The organism is Pontibacter sp. HJ8, from assembly GCF_054824225.1.
In genome coordinates, this window is record NZ_JSYF01000452.1 from 1 (window position 1) to 3,830 (window position 3,830).

Below are 3,830 nucleotides of genomic sequence, written 5' to 3' on the forward strand. Positions count from 1 at the left end.
GTACATCGAATTTAACAAATGGATGCTGGATGCTTCCTTCTTTGTAAACTTGGCAGGGAATTTGGTATTGAACACAAGAGCACACTTTGGCTTCCTGGGTAAGTATAGCTCTAATGCAGAACTTGGTCCTTTTGAGCGCTTCAGATTAGGCGGATCCGGACTGGGTGGTGGTAACATCTTTGTCGGTACAGATTATATCGGCTTGCGTGGTTATGATGATGAATCCGTTATCAATAACGATGATCCTACGCTAGCGAACACAGGCGGTATTGCTTACAATAAGTTTGTGCTGGAAGCAAGGCAGTTGATTTCTCCAAACCCGGGTGCTACCATATATGGTCTGGCATTCCTGGAGGCAGGTAACAACTTTGGTTCATTTGATCGCTATACTCCGTTCAAGCTGTACCGTTCAGGAGGTGTTGGTGTGCGTATCTTCATGGCAGCCTTTGGTCTGCTGGGCTTTGACTACGGCTGGAGATTCGACGACCTTCCGGGACAGCCGGCAGATGCCAAGCGAGGCCAGTTCCACTTCATGATCGGGCAGCAGTTACGATAAGGAATTAGTATGAAAAAGTTTTTGTTTATCTTTTTAACTGGATTTTTGCTTGCCCATGTTTCCCAGGCACAGAAGTTTGGCTATATTGATTCTAACTTCATCCTAAGCAAAATGCCGGCCTATGCCAAAGCTCAGACCGAGCTGGACAAGTATACCGAAGCTTGGCAGAAGGAGATAGAGGGGATGCACCAGGAGGTAGAAAAGATGAAACAGAACTACAAAGCCGAAGAGGTGCTTCTCACAGAAGAGATGAAGCAGAAGCGCCTGGCTGAAATAGCTAAGAAAGAAGCAGAAGTAAGAGAATATCAGCGCAAAGTTTTTGGTTACGAAGGCATGATGTTCAAGCGCCGCCAGGACCTGATCCGGCCTATTCAGGATGAGGTATTTACAGCTGTAGAAAAAGTGGCGAAGGCAAAAGGGCTTCAGACCGTATTTGATAAATCCGGAGATCTGATTATGATCTACACCAACCCGGTGCACGACTATACGGAGTATGTGCTGGAAGAGCTGGGACTGGCTACAGATAAGCAGAATGCACCAGGACAGCGACCAGCCAATGGTATTGTGGATGATCCGGATAGCTTGCCTGAAACAGGTATAGAAAACGAGGAGAGTCAGAACCAGACGCAGCAAAACAAGCAAAAGACAGTACCAACCAAAACACCAGTAAAGAAGAAGTCAAATAACTAAACTACTGAATAATAAATTAACCAACCAATCATGAACAAAATCAAGACCTTAGTAGCAGCATTTTTATTGATAAGCTTTGCTTCCTTTGCTCAGACAAACGAGCAGTCAGTAAAGATTGGTTATGCTAACGTAGAAGAAATCCTGAGCAAGATGCCTGAAAGAGCTGCTATGCAGAAGGAATTGGAGACTTATGGACAGAAGCTGCAGGAACAGTTTGCATCAAAAGAAACCGAATATAATACCAAGCTGCAGGCTTACCAAAAAAGTGCTTCTACGATGGATAAAGTAGTTCGCGAAGACAAAGAAAGAGAACTGGTTACCCTGGAGCAATCTATCCAGAAGTTCCAGTACGATGCCCAGATGTCACTTCGTGATAAAGAGCAGTCTTTGATTCAGCCGGTTTTGGTAAAGATCGAGAATGCAATCAAGGACGTAGCGAAAGAAAATGGCTACCTCTACATCCTGAGCGAGCAGGCAATTCTGGAAGGACCGGACAACGGCAGCATCAACAACCTGGTGTTCAAGAAGCTTGGTGTAGATCCAACTAAGCAGCCAGCTGTACAGTCGCAACAGCAGCAGCAGCCGGCAGCAGCAAAACCAGCCACACAGACGCCTGCAAAATCTGCAACTCCGGCTAAAAAGAAAAAATAATAACAACATTTTGTTAGTGCCAGGAAAGCCGATGTTCTATACCTCGGCTTTCTTTTTGTTTATACCTAAATCTAAAGTAGCGTGATCGATTTCGTTGAGCAAGAAAGTGTAGAGGACTCGGATGAGCTGTATGAGCACCATCGCATCGTGGTAGACAAGGGGCAGGCGCTGCTGCGCCTGGACAAGTTCCTGATGGACCGGTTGCCAAACGTGACCCGCAATAAGCTGCAGGGCGCTATACGATCCGAATCGGTGCAGGTGAATCACAAGCCTGTCAAGGTAAGTTACAAAGTGAAGCCTCTGGATGTGATCACGATCACGCTGGCCAATCCGCCGCGTGACACAGATGTAGTACCGGAAGATATTCCGCTCAATATACTATATGAAGATGATGAACTGCTGATCGTAAACAAGCCGGCAGGTATGGTCGTGCACCCGGCCTACAACAACTGGAACGGTACGCTAGTCAACGCCCTGACTTATTACCTGCAAAACCTGCCTACCACACGGAACGGGGAAGGGCGTCCCGGCTTGGTCCACCGGATCGACAAGGACACCTCCGGTCTTCTCGTTATTGCCAAGACAGAGTACAGCATGGCTTTTTTGGCTAAGCAATTCTATCATCATACCATCGAACGCACCTACTATGCGCTGGTATGGGGAGTACCCAAGGAGGATGCCGGTACTATTGTAGGGCACGTGGGTCGTAGCGCCAAGGACAGAAGAGTGATGACGGTATACCCTGCCGGAGAGTATGGGAAGCATGCCGTGACGCATTATAAGGTATTGCGCAGGTTCAAATACGTGTCGCTGCTGCAGTGCAACCTGGAGACGGGCCGCACGCACCAGATCAGAGCCCATATGAAGTACCTGGGCCATCCCCTGTTTTCAGACGCTACCTATGGCGGCGACAGTATACTGCAAGGTATGCCCACGGGAACGTATAAGTCATTTGTGGAAAACGCTTTTAAACTGATGCCACGCCAAGCCTTGCATGCCAAATCTCTGGGCTTCAAGCATCCTGTTACCAAAGCGATGATGCAGTTCAACTCTGACCTACCCGAAGATTTTACGGCGGTGTTGCAGAAGTGGGAGCTGTACGAGGATCAATAGCAGGTATACAAATCCTGCAGGTATGCGCATAAAAAAGCCCGCTTCCATCAGGAGCGGGCTTTTTCTAATCTAAACTAGTTGCTCTAGTTATTTTTTCTTAGCGCGCGGAGTCTTGTTGATCTCAGCAAGAGCGGTTTGGGCCTGGGTATTGGTTGGGTCAAGAGTTTTAACCACAGTCCAGTGCTTCACAGCATTGTCACGCTCCCCTTTGATATAATAATAATATCCCAGGTAAGTGTTGGCTTCGATCAGCTCTTTCTTGAACTTCTCTGTATCATTTCCTGCCAGCTTGATGAATTCCTCATAGTGTGGCTTAGCAAGACCTTTTTCAGTTTCAGGGTCCAGGTTAGACTGAGCGCGTGCTCTCCATAGGTGACCATAAGCATAAGTAGGGTTGGCATCGACGATCTTCTTATACGTCTCATCTGCTTTGTCATACTTTTCTGCCATCATATAGGCATTACCCATATGGAAGTAGTCAGTATTCGCTACGCCTAATTTCTCCTGCTTTCTGTTGTAAACTTCAATTGCCTTGTCAAATTGCTTCTCACGGGCATAAAGGTTAGCCAGGTCGTAGTATAAGTCAGGCTTGGATGGATCCATCGCAATCGCCTTCTCAAGGTTCTCGATCGCTTTGGCAGGCTGGTTGTTTCTTCCCAGTATTTTGCCATAGTACTCATAGTCACTGGCAATCATGCTGTTCGGGTCAACCTTGCTCAGGTAATTTTCCATCGCCTGCAGGGCTTCTTCAGGCCTACCCAGCTCCAGGTAAGAATACGCCAGCAGACGGTTCATGGTCTTGTTTTCCGGATCTGACTTG

Annotated in this window: 4 protein-coding genes and 1 pseudogene; 4 read left to right on the forward strand and 1 reads right to left on the reverse strand. The window is 47.3% G+C overall.

Features of this window, described 5'->3' with window-relative positions; genetic code table 11:
* The 4 genes and pseudogenes from OB13_RS17665 to OB13_RS17680 all read left to right on the forward strand — a co-directional run.
* Positions 1-556: pseudogene (locus OB13_RS17665) on the forward strand (outer membrane protein assembly factor BamA); the annotation flags it as partial.
* Between the two features lie 9 nt (positions 557-565).
* On the forward strand, positions 566-1,246 hold the full coding sequence (locus OB13_RS17670; RefSeq protein WP_461491508.1) for an OmpH/Skp family outer membrane protein: 681 nt from the start codon (positions 566-568) through the stop codon (positions 1,244-1,246).
* Positions 1,247-1,276: 30 nt separating this feature from the next.
* On the forward strand, positions 1,277-1,897 hold the full coding sequence (locus tag OB13_RS17675; RefSeq protein ID WP_461491509.1) for an OmpH/Skp family outer membrane protein: 621 nt from the start codon (positions 1,277-1,279) through the stop codon (positions 1,895-1,897).
* An 81-nt stretch (positions 1,898-1,978) separates the two neighbouring features.
* Entirely contained in the window at positions 1,979-3,010 is a 1,032-nt protein-coding gene (locus OB13_RS17680) for an RluA family pseudouridine synthase (protein ID WP_461491510.1), read from the forward strand.
* A gap of 87 nt (positions 3,011-3,097) precedes the next feature.
* On the opposite strand, the gene OB13_RS17685 is transcribed toward OB13_RS17680, so the two are convergent.
* A partial coding sequence (locus tag OB13_RS17685) for a tetratricopeptide repeat protein (RefSeq protein ID WP_461491511.1) occupies positions 3,098-3,830 on the reverse strand: 733 nt, incomplete at its 5' end.